This window comes from Neolewinella persica DSM 23188 (genome assembly GCF_000373105.1).
GTDB classification, from domain to species: Bacteria; Bacteroidota; Bacteroidia; order Chitinophagales; family Saprospiraceae; genus Neolewinella; species Neolewinella persica.
On sequence record NZ_KB890480.1, the window covers coordinates 75,735 to 101,783 of the forward strand.

Sequence of the window (26,049 nt, forward strand, 5' to 3'; positions counted from 1 at the left end):
ACCTGACAACTGACTATAGACACTCCCTATTTATCCCAAGCACATAGTCGTTGATCACTTCGATTTCGGTGGCCGCCGCTGCGCCGGCGAAGCCTCCGATGTCAGCATCCTTCATTTGGGAGACGGCATAATCGGTCAGTTGGGTAGCAATTGGAAGGTAGCTCCAGTGCCAGCGCTCTTCCTCATAGCCTTGTGGCCGTTCGGCTCCTTTTGGTGTATAAGGCTGACAAAAGCCGTAGGTGGCGGCATTAGCCGTGAGCCAGTCGTAGACTTTTTTACCTTCCCCCGATTTGAAATGCTCGTTATTCAGGGCATTCAGGTCCAGGTCGGTGCCCCAATGGTGGCGGCTGGTACCGGGCATCGAGGAGTAGCGGAGGATGGCCCGGGCGCGGTCGGCAGGTTCAGGATAAACTTCATCGGCTTTTTCTTTGCCTTCGAGCAGGCGTTGCCCGTTCCACTTGGCTTCCCATATTTGTTTTTGCCGCTTAAAATTGCGGGTTGCCGACACGATCACCAACTTTACGCCATCAGCCTTTGCGGCAGCGTGCATGGCTTCAAACCCGGCGTAGGTGTCTTGGTGCAACACGTAGGGATCTCCATCGGTGTATTTAGCTGCTACTTTTACGAAGTCGGGGTGGTTGGCAGGGTCAAATTTACCGGTGAGGTAGGCCTGGCTGGGGATGACCGGGGCATCAGAATTTTCGGGTTCCGGCAAAGTATCAGGTGGCGGGGGCGCAGGTGCAGGGGAGGTAGGAAGGGCAGCGGGCGTAGATACGGTTGCTTCTACCGTCTTGGTCTCCGGGTTCGGAGCGGAGGGTGAACAGGCAAATAAAAGAAACAGGAGGGCCAGAGATATCAATTTCATAGGGCGAAGGTAGTACGTTCAGTAAAAGGTTCCTATTTAATGGCTTTTACGGCACCTTCCTTAAGTTGAGTAATCACTTTTTCGGCTGCTTCATCCGGCATCCAGGTCAGGCGGTAACGCCCATTTTTCTTTACCGTTATTTGGTAGAATGTGGAGGAAGACTCGTTCACCGAAATTTTTTCGCAGGTTTCTTGCCCATCGTCAACGCTAAGGCAGACCTCCTCCACTTCCCCAAGTAGGATGTATTCACCGGGTTTCACCACTTTTGACATACCGGCGGTGTTTCGGATCCGCAGCACGTTGTCCTTACTGCTGAAATCGGAACTGTTCAGGATTACGCCACTTACCTCATCAGCAGAGTTAGTCTCCGAGACAATGACTTTTCCATCCCTGGAAGAAAAGCGATAAATGGCGATCTCCCCATAGTCTCCATCTACGATGGCGCTGGCGACCAATCCTCCGATTATTCCGAACATAGCCGAAGCTGCAGCAATGGTTCCCCCATTTTCACTTTTGAATAATTCCCTGGGTAAGGCCACCATTAACTGCTGTTGCTCGTCTCGCCAGACCTCGAAGTAATTGTCCTGGATCTTGAGGTAAGGCTTACCATCTATTTGTGCACCCCAAAATTCCTGGAACTCCCGCGCTTTTACCTCCTGGGGGCGTTTCAGGGTAATGATTTCGTAGGCCTTCCCATTTTCATCGATATGGGGATCGCGGGTTTTTCGCACCTCAGGCCGGACCGGATGAGATACGGTACCCGCACGAAAATCCATAAAAGTCTGATAAAAGCCATCAGGGATTTCTTTAAGGTCTTTCTTGTCTACGGCGTAGTCGTTCGGGGCTTTGCGCAGCTCGGGCTCGGAAACTGTACGCCCCGGAGTAGCCGCCACCTCTTCCGGGAACTGGCGGAGTATTTTTTCTAATGCCTTGATGAGCGCCCTGGGATGCCCATCCGTAACGTCAATGCCGCTGCGTACGTCAACGAACCGTAAAGGTCCGTACAGCAAAAAACCATCTTTAGAGGGAATCGCCAATTCTGCTTCCAACTCCACCTTGGCTGATTCGCTCGTAGCCCCTACAAATTCGTTTAGGGTAAGCGCAGTGATCCGTACTTTGGCCAGCGTCTCTTCCCGCTGATTTGCGCTGCGGAGAAACAGGCTGCTGAGGCCAAGTTCCAGACCGTTTTTGATTTTAAGGTCCACTTGCCGGTTGCCGATTCCTTTGTGGGCAGTGCCGAGAGAGGCTCCTCCGGTCCCCGTAGCATCGATTACTTCGTCGATGAGGAAAGGGATGTCCGTAAGGTCGATTTCATATCCGCCAAAATCCAGTTCCAGGATATCCTTGCCCGGGTCTGCCTGGGCGAATAAAGGGCTGGTGAGAACAATTAATAAGAGGTTAAAGCAGGATGTTTTTAGCATTATCCTTTAGCGTTGAGAAGATTCACCGACTGAAACGGCGAAGGCTTTATTGTTGTTGATTCGCGTTTAGTTAATTTTTTTCTCACCCTTCCTTGCTCTTTTGTCCTTGTCGCCGCACCTGCGGCCGCGCCTTTTTACAAACTATGGAGCTAGGAATCAGGAACTAGAAACCAGGAGCTAAGAGCCAGGCTACCGCATATACCACTCGGTGCGCTTTCGCTTCCTCGCTTAAAGTAAGCAAGCGACCGCTGAAGGCAGCCACGAAGTGCATCGCCGCGAACGACGGCCTGGTTCCCTGGTTCCTAAGCTCCTAAGTCCCGTCTTAAAGCCCGGATCTCCTCCGTTAGCGCATCAACCTTGTCTTCCAGGTCTTTATTATTGTCCATCATCATCTCGTCGATGAAAACTGCGTTAGCCAGGCTCATACCGAAAATGCCGCCCAAAACGACGACTATGGCAAAATAGAACCTGGTCATGCCGATGGTCATTGGGCTATCAGTGGTCTTTACGATGGCGGCCGGGATTTCATTCCATCCTTCAAGGGTGAAAAGCTGGAAGATGCTGTAAATGCTGACTAAAGGATTGCCAAAATACTCTGGTGCCATATCAGCATAGAAGTGGCAGGTAATGATCGCCAGCATGAAATTGAGGAAAACCAGCACCGCCAATACAAAAACGGAGGCTTTCATTGCCCGGCCGAGCCCGGCCATGACCTGCTCAATATTGGGAATGAACCGTAGGAACCGCACCAGGCGAATCAGCCGGAACAAGCGCAGTAAGATCAGTAGGCCAGCGGCATCCGGGATGTCTAGCACGCCTTCCAGAAACACCGGCAGGCTTCCCATTACGATAAGAAAATCAAACCTGTTCCACGCTGCACTAAAATATTCTTTGGGCTTTAGTACGGCCAGCTTAACGATCACCTCTACCAGAAAGAAGAGGATGAACGCATGGTCAATGGTCAGCAGCCACCAATTATCCCGGAACTCAGGAAAGTACAGCGCAAAGATCACCACTGCGTTGATGATGATGGCGGTGAGCATGGCGCGCTCGCTGAGAAAAAGGCGTTTTAGCATGGGGTCGGGCAGTGGTTGCAGGTGTTGCGATGGTTGCAGTCTGCTAAGGGTGGACAAAGTTAGCCAAAAAAAAATTCAACCTGAGTCTTTGCAGGGTAAGTGTATGACCAGATGATCTCTAGTACGCTCCTTACACACCCATGGCCTCCCACAACCAATAATTTAAAAGCAGGCCGTATTTTACGCCCATGGAAACGATCGTGCAATATTTTACGGACATCCCTTCTTCACATCGCAGCCTGATCCTGGTGGGCGGAATCACTATTTTCTGGTTGATCGAGAGTGCGGTTCCGCTCTTTTCCGCCAACTACGGAAAATGGAAGCATGCGGGTATCAATTTTTTCTTTACGTTGACTACGATCATCGTAAACTTTCTCCTGGCCTTTATTCTGGTGTCGACCAGTGAATGGGTTGTCACCGCCAATTTCGGCTTGCTTCAATGGCTAAATACGCCCCTTTGGGCGACTTTGCTACTTGGCTTGCCGCTGTTGGACCTAATCGGTGCTTACGCAGCCCACTGGACAGAACACCGGATTCCCGTGCTCTGGCGCTTCCACCTGGTTCATCACACAGACCAGCACATCGATACCACTTCGGCTAACCGCCACCACCCCGGAGAGAGTGTGATCCGCTTCGTATTTACTACGGCGGCCGTTCTTATTGTCGGCGCACCGATCTGGCTGGTGTTCCTATATCAGAGTATGAGTGTGGTGTTGTCCCAATTCAACCACGCCAATATCGTAGTGCCGAAGTGGCTCGATAAGGTTCTAAGCCCGGTTTTTGTTACGCCGGATATGCACCGCGTTCACCACCATTACCGAATGCCCTATACGGACACCAACTTTGGTAACATCTTTAGTTTTTGGGATAAGGTCCTGGGGACCTACGCTGCCGTCGATAACCGGAAGCTTGTTTATGGCGTCGATACGCACATGGATACTGCGGACCATTCCAATATTGGGCAAATGCTCAAAATCCCGTTTGTGAAACGGGAGACCAAGCAGTACGACGTCGAAGAAAAACTGTAGCGCTACGGTTTCCAAACAATCAACCCACTGGGCACCCTGGGCTCAAACCGCGTGCTCTTAGGCGGCAGTAATCTGCCCGCCTCAATTTCCGCAAAGAAGATACTTTTTGGCAAGGGGAAACCGACAAGACAGATATGTTCCTGCGGAGGAAGAAAGTCTACCAGACCCTCAGCCGTATTCTCTACAGGTTCAAAGGTGATGCGCTGGTCCGAACGGGTGTCCGTAATATTAAATATTGCGGGAAGGACGGTGTGTTCCAGCCATTCAACATCAATGGGAGCGTTAGCAGGGCTATCCTTTCTACGCAGTCGAAAGTTCCTACCGTTGCGGGTCAGCAGCCATTCACCGGGCTGAACTGGTGCCTGCGGTGTCTCTAGTGGCTCAACCTCAAAAAACGGCGTAAGTGAGGGCAGCAGTTTGTCTATTGGCCGATCGTCGTCGATCAGCCGTGCGAAGGCACCGATGGTGAGTTCGTCGGCACCGATTAGGCAAACGGGGACGAACTCAAAACCGGGGACGCCTGCGGCGCCCAGGCGGGCATGGGTTTCGGCCCGGTGGTGGCCGTCGGCAATGCAAAGCGGGCCAAAATCAGAGAGGGCGGGTACCTGCGGTAGCGGATAGTCATCACTTGCTACTTCACTGTAAAAGCTGTTCATGTGGTAAGAACGTAGCTCATAATAGTTTTCCTTACCGACAAAATCAAGGCAAGGCGTTGTGATACTGTGGGTCTCATCCATTTTTGCCCACCAATCTTTGAGTGAGGGGACCGTGAGTAATACTGGCTTGCCTAACGCACCGTTATCGGCCAGGACCATTGTCTCCTGTCGATTAAGCCTGGAGAGTAAGGTCTGCTCATGAGGGCGAACAGTACCATCAAGAAAGTAGCTATATGGAAGTAATCCGCAAATGCCGGTACAATTTTCGCCACGGTTTTCCTTGCGAATGGTCAAGTGGGCGTAAGCGTAATGATCCTGATCAAAAATATGATCAGGCAAAGAGCTTACCCCGTTTCTTGTATTGGGTAAATCTCCTACTACTGAGCCAAACGGCAGGTGGTAAAATTTGGGAAAAGGGAGCAGTTCTACGGACATAATAATGGGGTAGTTGCCGCAAGGTAGCTTTTAGTCGAATATGCTGCCAATAGTTATTGCTACAAAAGAAGAGAGAGGCGTGGCACAAGTGCCACACCTCTCCTGAACTAAACCCCAGTTATAAAAAATCTTTAATCGACCGGTGTGCAACCGGCGTCTGTTGCAATATACGGAGTTAACCCCCTTAAAATTGCGTTAGTATAGCAGAAAAACCTCCTGAAGAGAAATTTTAACGTGCACTGGCAGTGGCGCCAAAGTCAAATAGCAGACTAAAGCGTAGTGTGTTGTCGAGTGGGTTACGCTGATTGCCAGTCGGGACCAGGTAGCTGAAGTTCAGACCGAAGATGTTGTACTTCAGTCCAAGACCCGCCGTGAGGTACCGACGGCCACCTTTGGTACTGTGCTCGGTGAAGTAACCGGCGCGAACGGCAAATTGCTTGTCGTACCAGTATTCAGCGCCAATGCTGTAGGTAAATTCACGAAGTTCTTCACCGAAGCCCTGTGGCGCATCGCTGAGGCTGCTGAAGAGACCGGCGATGGGCGATTGGTCATCGATCTGGTCCTGGTCGCAGTTGACGTCTGTACCATCACACGGGGTAGGGACCAACAACTTATTGGTCTCCGCAGTGATGGTGAACTCGTTGTACTGGTCCAGTTGGAAGGTGTAGGCGGCGCCGACGGCGAGGTTGGCGGGCAGGAAGTCCCTTACGGTATCCTGCGTATAAGTAATCTTTGCGCCGATATTGGTAATGGCGGCACCGATGGCAAACTTGTTGTTCTTGCCTCCACTGGTCCGGATGTTGTCATTACGGTAGGTAAAACCGAGGTCGGCGGCAAATGCCTGGCCAGCTTCGAGGACGACACCACTCACTTCCTGGCCGCTGGCCAGGTTGGAGTTGATGTACTTACCCGTCAGGCTGGCGCTGAACCGGTCACTTAGCTTACGGGTGTAAGCTAAGGCGAATTCAAATTCGTTCGGTTTGCCCGTTCCGGTGTTCATGCCGTTTACGTCGGTGTACTGAATATCTCCCAGGCTAAAGTAGCGCAGGGAGGCACCCACTGCCTCAAACTCGTTCAGCTTTTTGTAGCCGCCGAGGTAGGCGAGGTAGACGTCATTGAGGCCCAGTGCCTGTAGCCAGGGAGTGTACGTGGCGCCCAGGGCCAGGTCTTCTTCAGCGAAGGCGAGGCGACTGGCGTTGTAGTGCATCGAGTTGGCGTCACCGCTAAGTGCCACACCGGCATCGCCCATGGCACCACCTCGGGCGTCGGGGTTGATGCGCAGGAAAGGGACGGCAGAGACTACGGTATTCACACAGGGAAGACCAGTACCCGGGGTTACCGGGTTTTCGTTTTCATCGAGGACACAAGCGTTTTGAGCACTCAAAGAAAGGCTCAGGCAGCAGAGCGCGATAAAGCAGAGAGAGTTGCGTAAGATTCGTTGCATGGTAGCTATTAATAATTCCGAAAATGATGCCCACCGGGGAAATTGTCAATGGTGGAGCCACAGATTAATCGCCTTTAGAGGCTGGCGTGATGCCCGTTAAGGCTTTTTTAACGGTTGGTTGCGGGGGCTTATTTTTGGAGGGATGATTTTGAGGGGGCAAAGTTAGGGTTTTCATCGGTTTGTTTCATGATGGATGACTTGTGCAGGAGATTTGTGGTACGGACAGGCAGGTTTAGGCGTTTTCTTTCGGTGTGGTAACTAAACCCTGCCGGCACGCCGTAGCTGATTATCTTGTACCGCTGTTCCAAAATATTGCGCCTTTATTTTGGCAGGCTCAGTAGTTTTCTGCTTCAAAAAAAACGCCGCGCCGCTTCCGAAGAAGTGGCGCGGCGTTCGCAAGAGAGGAGCGGTGGCCTTAGTTACTCAGCATTACGGGCATCACCAGCATCATGATCTCCTGCCCGCCGGCTTGTTCCGTTGGTAAAAGGATACCCGCACGGGTAGCCGTGCTCATTTCAAGTTTTATTTCTTCACCCTCCAGCACGCCGAGCATCTCCACGAGGAATTTGGCGTTAAAACCGATCGTGAGTGGATCACCGTTGTAGCTACAGGCCAGTTGCTCCGTTGCTTCGTTGCTAAAGTCGAGGTCCTGGGCCGAAACGGTCAGTGAGCCATCCGAAATAGTCAGGATGACCTGGTTGGTTGTTTTATTGGCATAGATCACGATCCGCTTGAGGCTCTGCTGTAAGTCAGTACGACTGATGAGCAGCTCATTGGGGTTGTCTACGGGAATAACCGCGTTGTAGTCAGGGTAGCGCGCGTCGATCAGGCGGCAAGCCAGCTTACTTTCTCCGAAGTTGAAAAAGGCATTTGCTTTATCGAAAGAGACGGTTACTTGTTCGTCGGTAGAAGGCAGGGCACCCTTCAATAGATTCAACGCCTTTTTGGGGATAATGAAGCTGCTGGAGACCTCTCCGGTAATGTCACTCAGGCTGTACTTTACCAGCTTGTGCGCATCGGTGGCGACCATGACGAGCTTGCTGAAGTCTACCTGGAAATAGACGCCGGTCATTGCCGGACGAAGTTCGTCAGTAGACGTCGCAAAAAGGGTCTTGGTGATGCCTTCCTGCAGGGCGAGGGCGGAGACGCTGATCTCGTCGGCATCGTCGGTCGGGTGAGGAATGTCGGGGTAATCCTCCCCATTTTCGCCCGCCAGTTTATAAGAACCGTAGGCGGAGGTGATTTTGATGCCGTAATTGTCTTCATCGACCGAGAAAGTAATCGGCTGCTGGGGCAATGCCTTGAGCGTATCGATCAGGATGCGGGCGGGAACCGCTACCGTTCCGTTTCCGTCAGCGTTCACCTCCAGCGAGGTGGTTACGCTGGTTTCCAGGTCCGTTGCCGATATCGTCAACTGATTGCCTTCAATGGAGAAGAGAAAGTCTTCAAGAATGGGCAATACCGGATTGGAGCTGATGGCACCGCCGGCTAGGGTGAGCTTTTTTTGCAGATCGGAGGAGGAAACACTGAATTTCATGTGGGTATCGGACTTTGGGCAAACTTACGGTTTTAGTTCGTTAGTCTGTTAGTAGACTAAGGGCTTAGTTCTCCCCCAGGTTCTCCACAATGGGTGGAAATTGAAAATATTGGCACATATGGTCGGTTTTATCGTGAATTTGGCGCGGCCGCAGGTGCAGGGGGAAGTACAAAAAGCAAGGGCGAGTGGGCTCTGCCCTGAGAAAAAAGCGCAGCTTTTTATAAATGTACGGTAGCAATAAACGCTTCTCGGGGCAGCGCCCACGCGCCCTTTAGGCACTTGGGATAGCCCTTTCTTTGTTTTTAAGCCTAATATCGCACCTGCGGCCCCGCCCAAACAATCACTACCGGCCTAAATACGTTTATCAGCCATGCGAATTCTTACCCCTCTGTTATTGTATTGCCTACTCTTCGTCGCCTGCCAGAATGCTCCTGAAGGAACAGCGGATGCTAAAGGCACTGCTCCCGAAAAAGATGGCGTCGCAACCCTGCTGACACCCAACCGGGACACCCTGCCCTACCCGGTGTACACCAGTTTCGATGAGGTGGCACCATTATTCGAACAAGTCGGGGACGACGAAACGCTGGTCATCAATTTCTGGGCTACCTGGTGCCAACCCTGCGTAGAAGAGTTGCCCTACTTCGAGCAGTTGGCCCGCGAAACGGACGTCCGCATCGTAATGGTCAGCCTGGATTTCAAGAAAGATGTTGCTACCAAGCTGAAGAAATTCGTGGAGGAGCGACAGATGAAACTACCCGTGATCGCCCTTGCGGATGGTGACTATAATGCCTGGATCGATCGTGTCGATCCGTCATGGGGCGGCGCCATCCCCGTCACCCTGATTCTCCGGGGTAACGAGCGCCGTTTCCACGATACTAAATTTGATGACTACGATGAGCTGCGCACTGCCGTAGCCGCTGTTTCCCCTTCTTAAACCAAAATGTACTTAAAGATGAAAATTATTCTTCAATTTACCTTCCTTACGCTCCTCCTTTGCTTCACGGCCTGCGGCGATGCCCCCATCAGCGAAGCCAGCGAAACTCAAAAAGAAGTCGCGGAAGTTGATGCTGCCCCCATGGGCCTGAACATCGGCGACGTTGCCCCCGACTTTTCTCTGACCGGAACCGACGGTATGACCCACAGCCTGGCGGCCACCAAAGCCGCTGGAGGTGCTGCCCCCAAAGGCTATATCGTAACCTTCACCTGCAATACCTGCCCCTACGCCAAAATGTATGAGGCCAGGTTGATTGCACTCCACGAAAAAATGGCAGCCCTCGGTTACCCGGTAGTTGCCATTCAACCCAATGATGTAATGAAAAAGCCGGGAGATAATATGGCTGCCATGCAGGCAAGAGCGAAAGATAAAGGGTACGGATTTGCTTATTTGCTCGATGCCGAGCAGTCCGTATACCCTGTCTACGGTGCCTCCAAAACACCGGAGGTCTACCTGCTTGATGCTAACCGCGTACTTCAGTATCACGGCGCCATTGATGACAATGCGCAGGATGCGGATGCGGTGACGGAGCGCTACGTGGAGCAGGCCGTAGCTGCGCTGGAAGCTGGCTCTACACCTGATCCTACTTCGGTGAAGGCGATTGGGTGTTCGATTAAGGCAAAATAGGTAGGAAGGCCCATTGAATATAGATTGCGCTAACCAACGAAAACGAGGGGCTGCGCTTGATCCTGCGGATCTGCGCTGACCCCTCGCTACGATAGGCGGCCCTCCGGGCCTGACCGGGAATGCTCGCTACCGCTCGTTACGACTGCCGTCGTTGAGGCGGTTGTTTGCTAAATTATCCGACGATCTGCTCTCCGCTTCGTTCTATGTGACCACGCATTAATAACTCAGCCTTACGCTGAAAACCTGAAACTGAGGGGCCAGGCCTGACCTAAATAGTCGGCATGGCCCCTTGCTTATAATGACCCGAAATGCGTCTATCGATATGGTTGTTCTTACTTCTTCCCTGTTGGCTAGCTGCCCAGGAACTCAGTGTGGAACAGGACATTGCCCTCACCGTCAGGAACTACCAGGAGAAAGCATCTTCTGCTAAGAAGGCAGAGAACTGGGGGGAGGTTGGTAAATGGATAGATCTTGCCTACGCAACCGTGATGAACGCAAGGGTAAAGCCGGTGTACCTGGAGGATCAACACGGAGAACTTTGGAACCTCGGCGTTTTGAACCAGCCCTTTGTGGTTCACGGAATTGCTAATTTCTCGGGCGGTCTGAGCGAAATGAAGATAGCGGCCGCAAACGTGGTCGCCGAAGAAAACGCCACCAGACTCATGACTTTTCTACTGATGCCTACTCCGGTAAACGCCCGGGACAGTCAGCGTTTGGCCAGCATCAGCGACAAGATCGTAGTGGTGTTTATGGAGATGGTGGAGGTGGAAGACCGCAAGGCGGACGATGCCCGTTTGCTTAGTTTACTCAATAGTTTTCCGATCACCTACTGCATTCGAGCGAACCGTGAGATCGTGGGGATTCATATCGGCACGATGGCAGCAGGCCCCAAAAGGGAAAATATTCCGGCGAGAACCAAGGAAGAAGCACACAAAAGCAACCTGAAGGAGCTGCGCAAAGATGTGCGGGCGCTGCTACGTGGAAAGAGGATCAAGCGGTATTAATCCGGCAAAAGTAGTCGCCCACTGGCCTCGATATGCCCGCGCATCCGCCGCTCGGCCATGGGCCCGTCTCCGGCGGCAATGGCCTCAATAATAGACCGGTGTTCGGGTAAAGTATCCTTAGGTGTTCGTAGCAGACCCGCCTGAAAGGCCGTCAGGTGAATATTGGTCAGCAGTTCCAGGCGGTTGATAACTGCATTTCCGGAATACTTCATGATTAGTTGGTGGAACTGCCGGTCAGCACGAGCGTAGGCTTCCAGGTCTGAGTTGTCGTTGACAAAGGGCGCAAAACAATCCCGAAGCGCAGAAATTTCTTCGGGGGTAGCGCGCTCCGCCGCCAAGCGGGCGGAAAGTCCTTCGATGACGGCACGGCACTGAAAAACATCGCGGATCTCCGTAGCGGCGAGTTGTTTAACGTACATCCCCCGGCGGGGGATGCTTTCTACCAATAGTTCAGTCTCCAGTCGTTGTAATACTTTGAGCAATGGGCTGCGGCTGACGCCCAGTTCCGCCGCCAGCTTCTCCTGCACCAGTTTCTGGCCCGGTACAAGTTCCTGATCCAGAATCATTCTTTTTACAGTGAGGTACAGTCGATCTACCAACTCGAGGTGCTCCATGCGCACAAAGTAGGGAATTCATTTTGAATTCAAAATTCAAAAGACTATCATTGCAGGCGAGTGGTCAAGTTGTCGGGTTATCGGTTGTCAGGTTATCGACATCCTGATAACCGATAACCCGACAACTCAACAACCCGATAACTTGAAAACCCGACAACTTGAAAACTTACAAAATTGCCGCTGTCAATGGAGACGGTGTCGGCCATGAAATCGTCCCTGCAGGGATGCAGATAATTGAAGCCGCAGCCAAAAAGCACGGCTTTAAGGTCGAATCAGAGACCTTACTATACGGTGCTGGCCACTACTTGAAGCACGGCGCCTTTTTGCCAGATGACGGCCTGGAGAAACTACAAGAGTTCGATGCCGTACTTTTTGGAGCGGTGGGCCTGCCGGAGGTAGATGATCGGCTACCGTTTAAGGACTTTACTAATTTGGTGCGTACGGCCTTTAAGCAGTACGTCAATTACCGGCCGGTCAAACTCTTTGATGGCCTGAAGAGTCCGCTGCGTAATAAGGGGCAGGAGGACATCGATTTCGTGATCATCCGGGAGAATAACGAAGGCGAGTTTGTCCAGAGTGGCCGGACGATGTACGGTGACACACCTGAAGGATTTGCGATAGACACCAATATTTTCACCAAGGTGGGGACCCGACGGATTGCCAAGTACGCCTTCGAGCTGGCGCGGAAGCGCCGGAAGCACGTGACGAACGTGACGAAGTCAAACACGATGATCCATACCCTCACGCTGTGGGACAATACCATCGAAGAAGTTGCTGCCGACTACCCCGATGTGGAATACCGCAAAATGTACATCGATGCCGCTTCGGCCAACTTTGTCCTTCACCCCGAGTATTTCGACGTGGTGCTGACGACCAATATGCTCGGTGACATCCTCTCTGATCTCGGCGGTGCCATCATGGGAAGCCTCGGCCTGGGGGGTAGTGGAAACATCTGTCCGGAGCGTAACTTTCCGTCCATGTTTGAACCCATCCACGGTTCTGCGCCCGACATTATGGGGCAGAATAAGGCTAATCCGATTGGGCAATTCTGGTCGGCGGCCCTGCTTCTGGATCACCTGGGAGAAAAGGAGGCTGCGGCCGACATCATGAAGGCCATTAATAAGGTTACGGCCTCGGGAACGCTGACGGCGGAACTTGGCGGGACGGCTACAACAACCGAGATTACTGCGGCGGCATTAACAGCTTTAGCGTAGCGGTGACCTGCAACCTGCAACCTGCAACTTGCAACCTGTAACTTGCAACCTGTAACTTGAACCATGATCAACTTCCAAAACTACCACCTACACGACCTAACCCACACCTATACCGAGGACATGCCAGGCGTAAGCTGGGAGCAGGCGCGGACGCGGGTGAAAGATGGTTGGAATGCAAGGTGGCTCAAACTCTATTCTCACGTAGGAACCCACATGGACGCTCCCCGCCACTTCGATGTCAACGACGGTGGTATCGAAGATTTTACCCCGGAGCAACTGACGGGCCGTGCTTGGGTACTGAAAGTGCCGGTCACGGAATACCAGGCCGTTTTGGGCACCGATATCCTGGCACCCATCGGTGCCCGTTGGCAGGCGGGCGACAGCCTGCTGCTCCATACCGGCTGGGATGAGCACCTAAAAGGGGATTACGATCGCTTCCGCGACGGCCTACCCCGCATCAGTGTGGAGTTGGCCCACTGGTGCGTCGCCAACGACGTCAAAATGCTGGGGGTGGAGCCCCCCTCGGTCGCCGACGTCAATAACCTGGAGGAAGTTACCGAAATTCACGAGATCCTACTCTCCGGAGGCGTCATCATCATCGAAGGGCTCACCAACCTGAGTAATATTAAACGGGAGCTGGTGGACTTGATCGCTTTGCCGCTGAAAATTGCGCAGGGAGACGGCGCGCCCGCCCGGGTGATTGCTTTGGAGGAAAAGTAAAGGGGCTCCCGATCCCACCGCGAATTAAATTTTCATCCGATGTGTCGAGCCAGACGCGCAGCGGATGTTGCGAGCCCATCGGATGTATAATTTAATTGTCAAACTAAACTAATGGATTTACCCGTACTAGACTTTGCCAAAACTATGGCCTCTCTGCCCGCCCAACAGCCGAAGGCTGGGCTGGATGAGGCCATCAGGCAAGCTTTGTTTAGCCGGTACAATGTAGTGATTGTGTTGGATGATGATCCGACGGGAACCCAAACAGTTTATGATGTTCCGGTGATTACCGAACTAACGGAGGTGGCGATTGTGGCCGAAATCGAAAGGCAAACGCCCTTATTCTACGTCCTGACAAATTCTCGTGCTTTGCCCGGCCAAGATGCCAACGGTACGGCGTACTCCGTGGGCGAGAAAATCGGTCAGACCTGTAAAGAGGCCGGCAAAAGACCATTAGTGATCATTCGAGGAGACTCAACCTTGAGGGGGCACTTCCCCAACGAAGACGAATGGCTCACGACAGGCCTGCAGCTAAGAGATGCACGCTACTTTTTCATCCCCGCTTTCTTCGAGGGTGGTCGCTATACCATTAATGATGTGCATTACGTCAGGGAGGGGGGGAAGCTCGTCCCGGCTGGGCAAACGCCCTTCGCAAAAGACGGTAGCTTTGGCTATCGAGCCTCCAACCTGACATCGTGGATAGAGGAAAAAACGGAAGGTATTGTCCAGAAGGAAGAGGTCACCAGCCTAAATATCTCTGAACTAAGGGCACCAGCACCCTTGGCGCTGAAACGAAAACTTGAATCCATTGCTCCGGGAGCACACTGCATCATCAATGCTACCGACTACACCGATCTTAAAAGAGCGGCTTTGGCAATCCTTCGTTTTGCCGAGCATCCCCAATTCCGCACCTCCGCCTCCTTCATAAAAGCCCTACTGGGCCAACCCGATCGCCCATTGCTGAAAATCAAAGCAAAAGAGGGTAGGGGTGGCCTGATCATCGTTGGCTCCCATGTGCCGAAAACTACGGCGCAGCTGAAGCACCTTCTGGTGCACAACCAACTAAGCGAATACGAAGTCGACGTTCCTGCCTTGCTCTCCAACGGACCTCCCCTTGCACCCCGCGATCTCGCCCAAAAAATTTCCGAAGCATATACCGAGGGTAAGACATGTGTAATATACACCAGCCGTGACGTCATCACCACCAAAGGCGCCGTGGCCAATCTGAATATTGCCGCCACCGTTTCTGGCTACCTGGAAGCCGTGGTGGCCGCCCTTCCCGAAGCACCATCCTACCTCCTGACGAAAGGTGGCATCACCTCCAGCCGCATCGCCACCGAAGCCCTCGGGGTGAAGCGGGCAATGGTGCTGGGCCAGGTCCAGCCCGGCGTCCCAACCTGGGAGCTGGGCCCGGAGAGTAAGTTCCCAGGCATGCCCTTCATCATCTTCCCCGGTAATGTTGGTGGGGAAGGCAGCCTAAGTCTCATTCTGCAAAATACCATCATATGAAAGGTCGCTACTTCGTCGCCGCAGGTATGTTCCTGCTGGCACTTTTGCTTTACGTCGACCGCGTCTGCATCTCGGTGGCTAAGGAATCCATCGCCGGAGACCTGATGTTGAGCGATAAACAAATGGGCTGGGTACTCAGCATTTTTGCGCTGGGTTATGCCCTGTTTCAGGTGCCGAGTGGGTGGCTGTCTGATAAATACGGACCAAGGAAAGTACTGGCGGGCATCGTCTCCGTCTGGTCCGTTTTTACGGCGATGACCGGTGCTGTCTCTGGTTTTTTTAATCTGCTGCTCGTCCGGTTTGCGTTTGGCGCCGGCGAAGCCGGCGCTTTTCCGGGAATGGCCCGGGCGACCTACAGCTGGATTCCGTTGAAGGAACGCGGTACGGTGACGGGGCTCAACTTCTCCGGTTCCCGGTTGGGGGCGGCCTTTGCGCTGCCCTTCGTAGCCTGGCTGATCACCGACTTCGGCTGGCGAAACGCGTTTCTGGTCCTGGGTGGTATAGGGGTTGTCTGGGCTGTAACCTGGTGGTTCGCCTTCCGGGACACACCGGAAGAACACCCGGCGCTGAGTGCTGCCGAACGCGATGAAATATTGGCTACTCGTCAACAGGTAGACCCTGATGAACCGGATAAACTAACTTTCAGCGATCTGTCAGGCTCCAAAAATATGTGGTCGGTGGTGTTTCAGTATTTCTGCAGCAATTTCACCTTCTTTTTCGCCCTCACCTGGCTCTTTCCCTATTTTAAGGAGACCTATAACCTCAGTGCCATGGATGCCGGCTGGTACACCTCCGCTCCGTTTATTGCCGGTGCGATCGGGAACTGGGTTGGCGGCGGTATGATCGATAACATCTTCCGCAAAGGCAACATGAACCTCTCCCGCAAACTACCGGCCATCATCGGCTTTTCACTGGCTGCTCTCGGCCTCATCGGCTGTGTGTTTGCGCACTCCGCACTGGTAGCCGTGATCGCTATTTCCGTAGCCATTTTCGGAGCAGACATGACCCTGCCACCCTCGTGGACCTTATGTGTTGACATTGGGCGACGGAGCGCAGGTGCAGTGAGCGGGACCATGAACATGGCCGGAAACATCGGTTCGTTCCTGACGGCCCTGGCTTTTCCCTACCTCACCGCCTGGCTTGGTGGAGCGCAGGCTTTCTTCTATTTTGCTGCTGCGCTGAACGTACTGGCGATTTTTCTTTGGGTGCGGGTGAAGGCAGAGGAAGGGCTGAGCTATTAGTCTTGTGGTTCGGTAGTCTGGCAGTCTTGTAGGCTTCTAATACTTCCAATATGCGGCAGCCCCACCAGCCCACCAGCTTATGCCCCCTCCAACATGCGGTAGCCCTACCAGACTACCAGACCAAAAGACTACAAGACTATGCCCCCCATGACCAAAATAGCCTGCATAGGCGCCGGTTACTTCGCCCGTTTTCACATCGACGCCTGGATGCGCCTGGAAGGCGCACAACTCGTCGCCATCTGCGACCACGACGAAGCCAAAGCCCGTACCCTGGCTGACGAATTTGGCGTACCCCGTGTCTTCACCGACGTAGCAACGATGTGTGCTGAAGTAGACTTTGAAGTAGCCGACATCATCACCCCACCGGCTACCCACCTTGCTTTGGTAGAGCAAGTAACCCAGGCTGGCAAACACGTCATTTGCCAAAAGCCGTTAGCGGATACGCTGGCGGAAGCGGAAAACATTTATCGCACCTGCGTCCGCGCCCAAAAGCGCTTCATGGTGCACGAGAATTTCCGCTTCCAACCCTGGCATCGGGAGTTGAAACGCCAGCTCGAAGCCGGAGTCATCGGCGACAAAATCCACACCATTACCCAACGGATGCGGATGGGTGACGGCTGGGCCGCCGATGCCTACCTGGACCGGCAACCCTACTTCCGAACCATGCCGCGCCTGCTAATGCACGAAACGGGCATCCACTACATCGATGTGCTCCGCTACCTCGCTGGCGATGTCACCGAGGTGTACGCCAAACTGCGCACCCTGAACAACAACATTGCCGGAGAAGACTGTGCCCTCGTGCTCCTTGATTTTGCCAACGGTGCCCAGGGCGTCATTGATGGAAACCGCTACAACGAAGCTAACCATCCAAACCCTCGCTATACTTTCGGTACTACCGTAATCGAAGGCAACGGCGGTACCCTGCGCCTCTACCTTGATGGTCGGCTGACCCTCCAAAAGCTTGGTGAAACTGAACGGGATATTAACTATCACCACGAAGCAAAAGGCTTCGCCGGTGACTGCGTTTTCTTCCTACAGCAACACTTCCTTGAAGCTTTCACTTCCGGTGTACCGTTTGAGACGGGCGGCGAGGATTATCTGCGGAGTCTGGAGGTACTGGAGGCTGTTTATCAGAGTGGGGCGAAGCTGGCACCGATAGCGATAAAATGTTAAGAAAAGTGTTGGAAATAAAATGTTGACATTTTTTGTTTATCGGTGTTGATTGCCACTACATTACGTGTCTAAACACCCCGCTATGTCTGACTACCCCGTTAACAACAACCAGCATTACCATACCCTCGTCCAGAAAATCGGCGACCGCTACGCCCATGGGAGAGCAACTGCGGTGAATGCCGTGAACCATGAATTGGTACTTACCTATTGGGAGATAGGTCGGTATATTGTGGAGTTTGAGCAGGCGGGTGCTGAGAAAGCGAGCTATGGCAAGCAACTCATAAACCAACTGGCTAAGGATCTAACCATAAAACTTGGTAAAGGCTTTGGCCGGACTAATCTGAATTATATCCGTCTCCTTTATTTGAAATTCCCAAAAAGCGGGACACTGTCCCGCTTTTTGACATGGTCCCATTATTATGAGTTGCTGAAGTTAAGTTCAGACAACGCCCGCTCCTTCTACGAACAACAAACCATCATTGAAAAATGGAGCGTCCGGGAGCTGAAGCGCCAGAAAACAGCGGGCTTGTACGAGCGGCTGGCCCGTTCCAAAAACAAGGAAGAAATCCTGGAACTGGCACGTAAAGGGAAGCGTGTGGTCCGGCCGGAAGACCTGATCAGAGAGCCGCTGGTACTGGATTTTCTGAAGCTTCCGGAGAACAAAGCCTACCTGGAAAGTGAATTGGAGGAACGACTGATCACCCACCTGAAAGATTTTATGCTGGAGTTGGGCAAGGGATATGCCTTCGTCGGCCGGCAATACCGGATCACCATTGGAGATGATCATCATTACGTAGACCTGGTTTTCTATCACTACATCCTGCACTGCTTTGTATTGATTGACCTGAAGACACGCAAAGCCCGCCCGGGAGATGTGGGCCAGATGAACATGTACCTAAGCTACTTTGCCAGCGAAGAATCTGGGGAAGGAGATAATCCTCCCGTCGGTATAGTACTGGCAACCGGCCAAAACAATCAGACGATCAGCTTTGCCCTGGAGGGAATTCCTAATAACTTATTAGTAACCAAGTACCAGACTTACCTGCCGCTAAAGGGAGATTTGGAAGCTGAGATAGAACGGGTAATCAGCGCTGCGGAAGAGGAGTGAGCCCATCAGCCACTGTACAAACCCATCAACATATGACCATTCATCCCTGCTTAAACATTGACTTTTAGTAGGCTGTACACGATAGACCAACCTATCTTTGCGCGACTTTTAAGCGAAGTCCGTATGGCCGAAAACATCCATCCTATTTTTGAACGAACCGTGCAACGGGCCGAGCGGGAAACCGTGAACGGTCACCGTTCCGGGGTCGTCTGGCTCACCGGGCTGAGCGGTAGTGGTAAGAGTACCATCGCCGCAGCAGTGGAACGGGAGCTGTTCGACGCTGGCCATTTCGTGGTCTTGCTCGACGGTGATAACGTGCGAACTGGCCTGTGCGGTGACCTTGGCTTCAGTCTCGAAGACCGGCGGGAGAACATCCGGCGGATTGCAGAAACGGCGAAGCTGTTTGTGGCGGCGGGCGCGCAGGTGCTGTGCTCGTTTGTAAGCCCGACGCGCGCGATCCGCGCGCTGGCCCAGGACATCATCGGCCCGGAAGACTTCCTCGAAGTCTTCGTCAATACGCCGCTGGCCGTTTGCGAAGCAAGGGACGTTAAGGGCCTCTACGCTAAAGCACGCGCCGGTGAGATTAAAGGCTTTACCGGCATCGACAGTCCCTACGAAGCGCCGGAGACACCGTTCCTCGACCTTAAAACCGAACACCAAACGGTAGAAGCTTCCGCAGCAGAAGTAGTTGCCGCCATCAAGCACAAGCTTTCCTTCTAACGGATCACCAGACCAATAGTCCAATAATCCAAAAGACCAACAAATGTCCTCCACCTATCAACTTAACCACCTCCGCGAACTCGAATCAGAGTCCATTTTTGTTTTGCGGGAGGTCGCCGCTCAGTTTGAAAATCCGGTACTGCTGTTCAGTGGTGGTAAGGACTCCATCCTGATGGTTCACCTGGCGGTGAAAGCATTTTACCCGGCCAAGATCCCGTTTACGCTGTTACACGTAGATACCGGGCATAACTTTCAGGAAGCGCTGGATTACCGCGACGCACTGGTGGAACGATTGGGCGCTAAACTTGTCGTCGGTTCGGTGCAGGAAGCCATCGACTCGGGGATGGTCCGTGAAGAAACGGGGTTCAACGCTACGCGAAACTTCCTGCAAACTGCCGTTTTGCTTGACTCTCTTGAAAAAGGTAAGTACGACGCCGCCCTGGGCGGCGGCCGCCGCGACGAAGAGAAAGCCCGCGCCAAGGAACGCTTCTTCAGCCACCGCGACGAATTCGGTCAGTGGGATCCCAAAAACCAGCGGCCTGAACTCTGGAACCTCTTCAACGGCCGCAAGCAGTACGGAGAGCACTTCCGCATCTTCCCAATTTCCAACTGGACGGAGCTGGACGTGTGGCAATACCTTGCCGTGGAGAAAGTAGAGTTGCCTAGTCTGTACTTCGCCCATGAGCGCGAAGTCATCCACCGCGACGGCATGCTGCTGGCTACCGAAGGCGGTTTGATCCCCGTTCGCGACGACGAGCAGGTTAATACCATGATGGTTCGCTGCCGTACCATTGGTGACATTACGACCACCGGTGTATGGGAATCCAACGCAGCAACCCTCGACGACATCATCGCCGAAGTCTCCATGGCGCGCCAGACGGAGCGTGGTGGCCGCGCTGATGATAAGCGAAGTGAAACGGCAATGGAAGACCGGAAGAAACAGGGATATTTCTAGCGTTGGTTCCCCAGCCATCAGGCTGGCGAGCGGAGAGAGAGTTGCTTGCTCTTCCTAACTTCCCTTGTTCCTGCGTCCGCGCCACATCAAAAACATCAAATGCGCTATCATCTCTGGCTTATTCCCTTATTTTTTTGCTGTGCCTGTGCAACGATAGAACCTTCTATAAACGATGCCGGTACGTGGCAACAGAAGTTGATAGATGAGCGCTTGCAGGAAGGTCTATCCAAAGAGGATATAGCATTCGTAACGGCTTTTCTCACTGGAATGTGTGCATGTACGGAAGTTGAGGGAGGCATAGAAAAAGCCAAAAAATGCACAGAGGATCTGTTTACTGAATTGGGTTTTGATCTTGAAGCCATCAAACGGCAAGAAGTCTCCGATGAAGATAAAAGGAAACTTAAACTATTAAGCCCAATGGCCCCTCCAACTGGCACCTGCCCCGAATAATCCTTCTTAAAATAACTTGTACCGGTTTTAGTATAAAGCCATAAGATAAAAGAACCAATGAAAACCGATCACACAGAACTACTAAGGTTCACCACCGCCGGCTCCGTAGATGACGGAAAATCCACCCTCATCGGCCGCCTGCTCTACGACTCGAAGTCCATCTTCGAAGACCAGTACGAAGCGATTTCCCAAACCAGCTCCAAGCGTGGAGAAGAAGGCGTTAACCTAGCCCTGCTCACCGACGGACTGAAGGCCGAACGCGAACAAGGCATCACGATCGACGTGGCCTACCGTTATTTCGCTACGCCAAAGCGAAAGTTCATCATTGCCGATACGCCCGGGCACATCCAGTATACCCGGAACATGGTGACCGGAGCCTCCACGGCCAACGTCGCCCTGATCCTCGTAGACGCCCGCCACGGCGTAGTGGAGCAGACACGCCGCCACTCCTTTATCGCCAGCTTGCTGCAGATCCCACACCTGATCGTCTGTATCAATAAGATGGATTTGGTGGACTTCAAGGAAGATGCCTATCAAAAGATCAAAGAAGATTTCCAAAGCTTCAGCCACCGGCTGGACGTGAAGGACATTGACTTCATCCCGATGTCGGCTCTGCTGGGCGACAACGTGGTGGATAAGAGCAAGAACATGGATTGGTACGGTGGTTCCACGCTGTTGTACAGCTTGGAAAACGTCCACATCGGCTCCGATAATAACTTTATCGACTGCCGTCTGCCGGTGCAAACCGTCATCCGCCCCTACAACGATGAGTTCCACGATTACCGGGGCTACGCCGGACGGATCGCCGGCGGCGTCTGGAAAAAGGGAGATAAGGTGACGGTGTTGCCAAGTGGTTTCAGTACGACCGTCGCTAAGATCGATACCTTCGACGGAGAGCTGCAGGAGGCATATCCGCCGATGTCGGTCACGCTCCTGCTCGAAGATGATATCGACATCAGCCGGGGGGACATGATCGTGCGGGAAAACAACCAACCGGAAATGACCCAGGACATCGAGGTGATGCTGTGCTGGTTCAACGAGCGGCCGCTGCAGCCACGCGGTAAGTATACGATCATGCATACGACGAAGGAAGCCCGTTGTATGATAAAAGAGGTTCGCTACCGCCTTGACATCAACTCGCTGCACCGCGACGAAGATGATAAAGAAATCAAGATGAACGACATCGGCCGTGTGCTCCTGCGTACGACTACACCATTGTTTGTGGACAGCTACCGGAAGAACCGGATTACCGGTTCCATTATTCTGGTCGATGAGCAGACTAATGAGACGGTGGCTGCGGGGATGGTAATTTAGTATTTTGGTGCTATTGGTCCATTGGGCCGTCTTTGGAGGTTGGCGCTGGGGACGGCTCTTTTTTATGCGGGAACGCAGGTACAGGGATCAGGACCTTAAGCGCGCGCACTCTCATTTTAGCAAGACCTTAACCTTATAAATGGGGTAGCCCCTTCCGGCAAAGGCTAACTTTACTCAAATGGAGAAACGTCAGTGGCGCAAACACCGATAGGAAAATCTAACTTTGCCCTCCCCAATTCCAAACCATGAATCGCCTCCCCCTACTGCTTTCAGCCTTTCTGATTTTACTCATTTCCTCCGCCTGTTACGAAGACAACATAGCCTGCCTTGACGCAGACGCCACCAACTTCGACATTCTGGCCGACGAAGCCTGCCCCGACTGCTGCGTTTATCCCTCCTTCAGCCTCGACGTTGACCGGATATGGGGTGACACCACGCTATTTACGGACAGTACTTATCAGGATGGCGCGGGCAACGACTTCCGGCTGATCCGTTTCCGGGTATACCTGAGTGGGCTGGGCCTGCTGGCCACGGGGCGGGAATTACCGATACCCGAGAACCAGGTGGAGGTCGGTATCATTACCAGTACGGATACGGTGCTTACGGTCATTAATACTAACATTGCTTTGCTCAGTGCCACCAGCTCAAGTACCAGTTCCACCATCGGTCGCCTGCGGGTAGGCACCGACTCCCTGACGCAGCTGCGGGGCACCTTCGGCCTGGTGGAGGAGTACATGGCCGTTTATCCGGCCTCTGCACCTGCGGCCTCGCCCTTATCCACCCAGGTAGGCTTACTCAATTTTAACGATGGCGAAGGCTATCTCTCAGCTTCCGCCGAATACGTGCTGACGGCTACTAATGACACCGCCCGGATCGATATCAGGGGATTACAACCTTTTACCCTCGATTTTACCGATCCTGAGGCACCACAACGCGGCGTCAACCTAACGGTGGAACTGGAAGCCGATTACCAACGTATTTTTGGCACCATTGACCTTTCAGCAGGAGAAACCACCGTTGCCGACGGGATTAGCGCAGGACTGCTGGATTGGCTGCGGGTGGTCGGTGTGCGGTAGCGTACGAATAGACGTGACGAAAGGGTAGACAAAGTATTGACGCTATTCAGGTTCCTACTTCTCCTATCCAGGCCGATACCGAATCCCAACAACCCCCCAACGGCCATAATTGCTTGTGCTCCTCAATAGTGACCCATCTTCCCCAGGCTTCCCGATCCACTCCTCGAAGGGATGGTCCATCAGGTTGTTGGCGCGCAGATAGATGGAGATATTTTTGAAGACTTCGTAATCGGCTGACACATCAGCAGAAAAGAGAGTGTTTTGGTAGATGGCTTCATCGTCGAGCAATCGGTCGAAGACCCGGTCTCGATAATTGGCGGCAATGACGAGGTTAAACTTGGTATTCGGGTTGCTGTAAACTAAGCTGAGGTTAGCACTTTGGCGTGGTGCCTGGGCCAGCGGTAGCCCGTCGTCTACACCACCCGGATTATCGACACTGAAGGTGTTGAAGTTATACGTTCCGTTGACGTTGACGTGGCGAAGGGTGGATTGTAGGAACCCCAGGTTCTGGTAAAATCCTACTTCAAAACCAAATACGTTGGCCCGGTTGGCGTTGATCAGCCGCGTGGTGTAAGTTGGGCGTCCCCGTGAGTCAAAGTCTGATTCGGAGACCCGAACGGTAGGATCGTTTAGAAACTTACCGTAAAGCCCAACGGTTAACAGCCCATCCCGGCGGCCGTAGCGTTCGAAGGCCAGGTCAAAATTTTGACTTCTGGTGGCGGCAATGTCCGAGTTGCTGCGGGAGAATTGATCCACACCGATTAAGGCCAATGGTTGGCTCAGCTCTGGTCGGTAAGTTGCGTAGGATGGGCGCCCGACGGCACCATAATAGCTGAACCGGAACTGCCGGTCGCGCCGCAGGCGATACGTCAGGTTGATACTGGGTAAGAGGTCAATGTCATCGAAACTAACGGTGTCCGCGGCGTCACGGGCTTCTACCTCGAGGTATTCATAACGCAGGCCGGCAGAAAGTGAAAGTTTCGAATTGAAGTTGGCTGCGTACATAAGGTAGCCAGCGGCAATGCGTTGTTTAGCATCGTAGGCTTTAGCTTCGGTTTGCAAGCTGTCGGTTTCCTCGCGGAAGCGGTCGGTCGGGACGGCCCCGAAGGTGCCGGCGGGGATGGTTTCTGCACCAGAAGTTGGTAAAATAAGGTTGTTGCTGCCGTACAAACGGTCCTTACTTCGGTACCTGCCACCAAATTTTATAAAACTGTTCCGGTTCCGGTTCAGGTAGCGGGTAATGTTAAGGCTCCCAATCGCAACGGTTTCGTCCAACAGCGCCTCGTCCTGAAAATTGAGGACGCCTGCCAATGGTGTGGAAGAGGCAACGCTGTAAGGCGTCAGGTCTCGTAATTCGTTCTCGCTGAAACCGGTCGTCAGGCCAGTGTAGCTGCTGCGCAGCCGGTCGTTGAGTTCTTCCGTATTCTGGCTGAAACTCAACTGATAATCAAGGCGGGTCCGGGGGAAATTGTTTTCGACTTCCAGCGCCACCAAATTCAGGCTTTTAGTGGTGTTCCAACCGCTGGAAATGCGATTAACAGAAGGGGAGTCTCCCCCGTGAGCGAAGAGCTGTCGTTGCTGAACGTCTTCGGAAAGTTGGCTGAAATTATAGCTTAATCGCATCCGGTTATAAATGCTGGGGCGCAGCTCTATCGCACCGACTAAACCAACCCGTTCTGATTGCCGATCGGTATCAAATGGTCGCGAGCTGTAAAGGTTAGTCCCCCGCTCGTTCGGAGCTCCGTATTCGAAGAGTTGCGTGCGGTTACCCCGGCCCTGACTAAGGTAGCTGCCGGCTAACAACGCGTACACTTTTTCTTCGCTAAGCTCTGAATTAAGGATGCCGGAGAACTGGGTGATGCCAGAAGACTGGTTGGGGTTATCATCAAATCCGAAATTGGTGCCCTGGCCCGCTTGCAGCAGTATTTCAAATTTTTCTTCCGGGTGTCGGACCCTGAAGTTTACCGTTCCGGCAATGGCGTCGCCGTCCATGTCTGCGGAGCGGGCTTTGATGACTCGTACCTCGTCCACAAGGCTGCTTTGAATAATGCTGAGGCTGCCGCTCTGGTCCACCTCTGGCTGGATGGTGGGCAGTCTTTGTCCGTTCAGGGTTACTGCGGTATACTGTTCTGGCAGGCCACGGACCTGGACGATTTCACCTTCTCCTACATCTCGGATAATGGAGACTCCGGGCATTCGACTGACCGTCTCGGCAATGGTTACGTCCGGGTATTTATTGAAAACCTCAGAGTGGATGATGGTTTGGTTAACATGGCTCGACTGCTGGTTACGCAGGGCCTGTGCCTGGCCTGATGCCCGGCGACCGAAGACAATAACTTCACCCGTTTCCAGAAAAGCCTCGGGCATGATCACGTCGATCTCAATTTCTCTTTCGGCAACGCCCACGGTCAGCAAAGTATCGAAATTTTCGTAGCCTATATAGGTATACAACAACCTGATGCGCCCGGGCGGAACCTGCAGAAAATAGTGCCCGTCCAGGTCAGTGGAAGTACCAATCACCGAGCCGATTACTTGCACCGTGGCGCCGATTAATGGTTCGCCTTCTGCATCGGTAACTTTCCCGATCACTTCGGCCTCCTGTGCGTAGATGGTGTGCATGGATGAAACTAGTAGGAGCAGGAGGCAAATTTTTCGAAGAACGATTGTTGGCATAAGGGGGAACTTTTTTGGGCGCGGACGCAGGTGCAAAGAAACGGTCTTTGGGAGGCATTGCTTGCACGCTCGTCGTTTTCTTATTGCTAAAGCCGTTCTTTGGGGTTAGATGTTTACTGTCGTTTAGTTTTTTGGTTGTGGCCTGGTGGGTGAGTAGAATAAATTTCTTCGGACCTTAGGCACTTCTTCAATAGTATT

General features: G+C 53.0%; 23 protein-coding genes. 15 read left to right on the forward strand and 8 right to left on the reverse strand.

Going from position 1 to position 26,049, the window contains the following annotated elements; genetic code table 11:
* Window positions 1–13: 13 nt before the first annotated feature.
* The 3 genes from B036_RS0125115 to B036_RS0125125 all read right to left on the reverse strand — a co-directional run bounded on the left by B036_RS0125115 (window position 14) and on the right by B036_RS0125125 (window position 3,362).
* Complete coding sequence (locus tag B036_RS0125115) at window positions 14–865, reverse strand: M15 family metallopeptidase (protein ID WP_020571499.1); 852 nt, start codon at window positions 863–865, stop codon at window positions 14–16.
* Window positions 866–897: 32 nt separating this feature from the next.
* Window positions 898–2,286 (reverse strand): hypothetical protein, encoded by a 1,389-nt coding sequence (locus B036_RS0125120; RefSeq protein ID WP_020571500.1) that lies wholly within the window; start codon window positions 2,284–2,286, stop codon window positions 898–900.
* 302 nt (window positions 2,287–2,588) lie between these two features.
* A complete protein-coding gene (locus tag B036_RS0125125; RefSeq protein WP_157472425.1) occupies window positions 2,589–3,362 on the reverse strand; it encodes an ion transporter in 774 nt (257 codons plus the stop codon).
* Window positions 3,363–3,550: 188 nt separating this feature from the next.
* Here B036_RS0125125 and B036_RS0125130 point away from each other — a divergent pair, with 188 nt between their 5' ends.
* The gene (locus B036_RS0125130; RefSeq protein WP_020571502.1) at window positions 3,551–4,390 is read left to right on the forward strand and encodes a sterol desaturase family protein; all 840 of its coding nucleotides are present in this window, start codon (window positions 3,551–3,553) and stop codon (window positions 4,388–4,390) included.
* Window positions 4,391–4,392: 2 nt separating this feature from the next.
* On the opposite strand, the gene B036_RS0125135 is transcribed toward B036_RS0125130, so the two are convergent.
* From B036_RS0125135 to dnaN, 3 genes are all read right to left on the reverse strand, one after another.
* Window positions 4,393–5,481 carry a DUF1015 family protein gene (locus B036_RS0125135; RefSeq protein WP_020571503.1) on the reverse strand — a complete coding sequence of 363 codons (1,089 nt, stop codon included), beginning with the start codon at window positions 5,479–5,481 and terminating at the stop codon, window positions 4,393–4,395.
* 229 nt (window positions 5,482–5,710) lie between these two features.
* Window positions 5,711–6,925, reverse strand: a complete 1,215-nt coding sequence (gene porV, locus B036_RS0125140) for a type IX secretion system outer membrane channel protein PorV (protein WP_044103839.1) — start codon at window positions 6,923–6,925, stop codon at window positions 5,711–5,713.
* Between the two features lie 415 nt (window positions 6,926–7,340).
* Entirely contained in the window at window positions 7,341–8,462 is a 1,122-nt protein-coding gene (gene dnaN, locus B036_RS0125150; RefSeq protein ID WP_020571505.1) for a DNA polymerase III subunit beta, read from the reverse strand.
* 370 nt (window positions 8,463–8,832) lie between these two features.
* On the opposite strand from dnaN, the gene B036_RS0125160 reads away from it, so the two are divergent.
* The 3 genes from B036_RS0125160 to B036_RS0125170 all read left to right on the forward strand — a co-directional run bounded on the left by B036_RS0125160 (window position 8,833) and on the right by B036_RS0125170 (window position 11,087).
* The gene (locus tag B036_RS0125160) at window positions 8,833–9,396 is read left to right on the forward strand and encodes a TlpA family protein disulfide reductase (protein WP_020571506.1); all 564 of its coding nucleotides are present in this window, start codon (window positions 8,833–8,835) and stop codon (window positions 9,394–9,396) included.
* Window positions 9,397–9,414: 18 nt separating this feature from the next.
* Complete coding sequence (locus tag B036_RS0125165) at window positions 9,415–10,083, forward strand: thioredoxin family protein (protein WP_245557508.1); 669 nt, start codon at window positions 9,415–9,417, stop codon at window positions 10,081–10,083.
* A gap of 308 nt (window positions 10,084–10,391) precedes the next feature.
* Entirely contained in the window at window positions 10,392–11,087 is a 696-nt protein-coding gene (locus B036_RS0125170; protein WP_026232341.1) for a hypothetical protein, read from the forward strand.
* Here B036_RS0125170 and B036_RS0125175 read toward each other — a convergent pair.
* A complete protein-coding gene (locus B036_RS0125175) occupies window positions 11,084–11,701 on the reverse strand; it encodes a GntR family transcriptional regulator (RefSeq protein WP_020571509.1) in 618 nt (205 codons plus the stop codon). The genes B036_RS0125170 and B036_RS0125175 overlap by 4 nt on opposite strands.
* Before the next feature lie 158 nt (window positions 11,702–11,859).
* Here B036_RS0125175 and B036_RS0125180 point away from each other — a divergent pair, with 158 nt between their 5' ends.
* The 11 genes from B036_RS0125180 to B036_RS0125230 all read left to right on the forward strand — a co-directional run bounded on the left by B036_RS0125180 (window position 11,860) and on the right by B036_RS0125230 (window position 23,178).
* A complete protein-coding gene (locus B036_RS0125180) occupies window positions 11,860–12,915 on the forward strand; it encodes an isocitrate/isopropylmalate dehydrogenase family protein (protein ID WP_020571510.1) in 1,056 nt (351 codons plus the stop codon).
* A gap of 63 nt (window positions 12,916–12,978) precedes the next feature.
* Entirely contained in the window at window positions 12,979–13,635 is a 657-nt protein-coding gene (locus tag B036_RS0125185) for a cyclase family protein (RefSeq protein ID WP_020571511.1), read from the forward strand.
* Window positions 13,636–13,746: 111 nt separating this feature from the next.
* Window positions 13,747–15,141: a four-carbon acid sugar kinase family protein gene (locus tag B036_RS0125190; protein WP_020571512.1), complete on the forward strand. Its 1,395-nt coding sequence runs from the start codon at window positions 13,747–13,749 to the stop codon at window positions 15,139–15,141.
* The gene (locus B036_RS0125195; protein WP_020571513.1) at window positions 15,138–16,382 is read left to right on the forward strand and encodes an MFS transporter; all 1,245 of its coding nucleotides are present in this window, start codon (window positions 15,138–15,140) and stop codon (window positions 16,380–16,382) included. Before B036_RS0125190 ends, B036_RS0125195 begins: the two co-directional genes overlap by 4 nt.
* Window positions 16,383–16,529: 147 nt before the next feature.
* On the forward strand, window positions 16,530–17,555 hold the full coding sequence (locus tag B036_RS0125200; RefSeq protein ID WP_020571514.1) for a Gfo/Idh/MocA family protein: 1,026 nt from the start codon (window positions 16,530–16,532) through the stop codon (window positions 17,553–17,555).
* Between the two features lie 82 nt (window positions 17,556–17,637).
* Window positions 17,638–18,663, forward strand: coding sequence for a PDDEXK nuclease domain-containing protein (locus B036_RS0125205; RefSeq protein WP_020571515.1), 1,026 nt, complete (start codon window positions 17,638–17,640; stop codon window positions 18,661–18,663).
* Between the two features lie 123 nt (window positions 18,664–18,786).
* Complete coding sequence (cysC, locus tag B036_RS0125210; protein WP_020571516.1) at window positions 18,787–19,383, forward strand: adenylyl-sulfate kinase; 597 nt, start codon at window positions 18,787–18,789, stop codon at window positions 19,381–19,383.
* Between the two features lie 43 nt (window positions 19,384–19,426).
* Window positions 19,427–20,338: a sulfate adenylyltransferase subunit CysD gene (gene cysD, locus B036_RS0125215; RefSeq protein ID WP_020571517.1), complete on the forward strand. Its 912-nt coding sequence runs from the start codon at window positions 19,427–19,429 to the stop codon at window positions 20,336–20,338.
* A gap of 99 nt (window positions 20,339–20,437) precedes the next feature.
* On the forward strand, window positions 20,438–20,788 hold the full coding sequence (locus B036_RS0125220) for a hypothetical protein (RefSeq protein ID WP_020571518.1): 351 nt from the start codon (window positions 20,438–20,440) through the stop codon (window positions 20,786–20,788).
* 57 nt (window positions 20,789–20,845) lie between these two features.
* Window positions 20,846–22,102 (forward strand): sulfate adenylyltransferase subunit CysN, encoded by a 1,257-nt coding sequence (gene cysN, locus B036_RS0125225; RefSeq protein ID WP_020571519.1) that lies wholly within the window; start codon window positions 20,846–20,848, stop codon window positions 22,100–22,102.
* Between the two features lie 245 nt (window positions 22,103–22,347).
* Entirely contained in the window at window positions 22,348–23,178 is an 831-nt protein-coding gene (locus tag B036_RS0125230) for an MbnP family protein (RefSeq protein WP_020571520.1), read from the forward strand.
* A gap of 63 nt (window positions 23,179–23,241) precedes the next feature.
* Here B036_RS0125230 and B036_RS0125235 read toward each other — a convergent pair whose 3' ends face one another.
* A complete protein-coding gene (locus B036_RS0125235; protein ID WP_020571521.1) occupies window positions 23,242–25,797 on the reverse strand; it encodes a TonB-dependent receptor domain-containing protein in 2,556 nt (851 codons plus the stop codon).
* Window positions 25,798–26,049: the final 252 nt, after the last annotated feature.

What these genes read in the sequence shown, in the direction of transcription:
- B036_RS0125115 (WP_020571499.1), bottom strand. Translation starts at nt 865, where the DNA reads ATGAAATTGATATCTCTGGCCCTCCTGTTTCTTTTATTTGCCTGTTCA.
- B036_RS0125120 (WP_020571500.1), bottom strand. Translation starts at nt 2,286, where the DNA reads ATGCTAAAAACATCCTGCTTTAACCTCTTATTAATTGTTCTCACCAGC.
- B036_RS0125125 (WP_157472425.1), bottom strand. Translation starts at nt 3,362, where the DNA reads ATGCTAAAACGCCTTTTTCTCAGCGAGCGCGCCATGCTCACCGCCATC.
- B036_RS0125130 (WP_020571502.1), top strand. Translation starts at nt 3,551, where the DNA reads ATGGAAACGATCGTGCAATATTTTACGGACATCCCTTCTTCACATCGC.
- B036_RS0125135 (WP_020571503.1), bottom strand. Translation starts at nt 5,481, where the DNA reads ATGTCCGTAGAACTGCTCCCTTTTCCCAAATTTTACCACCTGCCGTTT.
- porV (WP_044103839.1), bottom strand. Translation starts at nt 6,925, where the DNA reads ATGCAACGAATCTTACGCAACTCTCTCTGCTTTATCGCGCTCTGCTGC.
- dnaN (WP_020571505.1), bottom strand. Translation starts at nt 8,462, where the DNA reads ATGAAATTCAGTGTTTCCTCCTCCGATCTGCAAAAAAAGCTCACCCTA.
- B036_RS0125160 (WP_020571506.1), top strand. Translation starts at nt 8,833, where the DNA reads ATGCGAATTCTTACCCCTCTGTTATTGTATTGCCTACTCTTCGTCGCC.
- B036_RS0125165 (WP_245557508.1), top strand. Translation starts at nt 9,415, where the DNA reads ATGAAAATTATTCTTCAATTTACCTTCCTTACGCTCCTCCTTTGCTTC.
- B036_RS0125170 (WP_026232341.1), top strand. Translation starts at nt 10,392, where the DNA reads ATGCGTCTATCGATATGGTTGTTCTTACTTCTTCCCTGTTGGCTAGCT.
- B036_RS0125175 (WP_020571509.1), bottom strand. Translation starts at nt 11,701, where the DNA reads ATGGAGCACCTCGAGTTGGTAGATCGACTGTACCTCACTGTAAAAAGA.
- B036_RS0125185 (WP_020571511.1), top strand. Translation starts at nt 12,979, where the DNA reads ATGATCAACTTCCAAAACTACCACCTACACGACCTAACCCACACCTAT.
- B036_RS0125190 (WP_020571512.1), top strand. Translation starts at nt 13,747, where the DNA reads ATGGATTTACCCGTACTAGACTTTGCCAAAACTATGGCCTCTCTGCCC.
- B036_RS0125195 (WP_020571513.1), top strand. Translation starts at nt 15,138, where the DNA reads ATGAAAGGTCGCTACTTCGTCGCCGCAGGTATGTTCCTGCTGGCACTT.
- B036_RS0125200 (WP_020571514.1), top strand. Translation starts at nt 16,530, where the DNA reads ATGACCAAAATAGCCTGCATAGGCGCCGGTTACTTCGCCCGTTTTCAC.
- B036_RS0125205 (WP_020571515.1), top strand. Translation starts at nt 17,638, where the DNA reads ATGTCTGACTACCCCGTTAACAACAACCAGCATTACCATACCCTCGTC.
- cysC (WP_020571516.1), top strand. Translation starts at nt 18,787, where the DNA reads ATGGCCGAAAACATCCATCCTATTTTTGAACGAACCGTGCAACGGGCC.
- cysD (WP_020571517.1), top strand. Translation starts at nt 19,427, where the DNA reads ATGTCCTCCACCTATCAACTTAACCACCTCCGCGAACTCGAATCAGAG.
- B036_RS0125220 (WP_020571518.1), top strand. Translation starts at nt 20,438, where the DNA reads ATGCGCTATCATCTCTGGCTTATTCCCTTATTTTTTTGCTGTGCCTGT.
- cysN (WP_020571519.1), top strand. Translation starts at nt 20,846, where the DNA reads ATGAAAACCGATCACACAGAACTACTAAGGTTCACCACCGCCGGCTCC.
- B036_RS0125230 (WP_020571520.1), top strand. Translation starts at nt 22,348, where the DNA reads ATGAATCGCCTCCCCCTACTGCTTTCAGCCTTTCTGATTTTACTCATT.
- B036_RS0125235 (WP_020571521.1), bottom strand. Translation starts at nt 25,797, where the DNA reads ATGCACACCATCTACGCACAGGAGGCCGAAGTGATCGGGAAAGTTACC.